The following is a 377-nucleotide window of genomic DNA, read 5'->3' on the forward strand; positions in this document are numbered from 1 at the left end:
CTCCTACAGTTCTATATTCAGTAAAACTAATTAATCCCTATAATATAAAAAGAGCACCACTTTTTGGATGCTCCTCGTTATAACTATATATTATTTAATTTCCTTCTTTTGCTGGTACCATTTTTCCTTCTTGAGAATCTGTACCTTCTGTTCTTTCAACTGTTTTTGCATATTCTGGTTTCTCAGGGGATCCCATTTCAAATCCTGGTTGAGAATCTGTACCTTCTTTTGTTGGTACCATTTTTCCTTCTTGAGAACCTGTACCCTCTGTTCTTTCAACTGTTTTTGCGTTTCCTTTAGGAGTTGCTGGCACTGCATCTTTAGGTAAATCAAAGTTTTGTGAGAAAGACGTTGTTCCATCTACACTCTGTGTAATT

General features: G+C 35.8%; 1 protein-coding gene. It reads right to left on the reverse strand.

All coding sequences use genetic code 11. The annotated features are described in order from the left end of the window. Positions 1-94: 94 nt before the first annotated feature. Positions 95-377 (reverse strand): alpha-ketoglutarate permease (locus tag MR170_RS31220; protein WP_242310690.1); only part of this gene is annotated, 283 nt, incomplete at its 5' end.

It is taken from the genome of Bacillus cereus group sp. BfR-BA-01524 (assembly GCF_022662595.1).
In the GTDB taxonomy this organism is placed as follows: Bacteria; Bacillota; Bacilli; order Bacillales; family Bacillaceae_G; genus Bacillus_A; species Bacillus_A thuringiensis_S.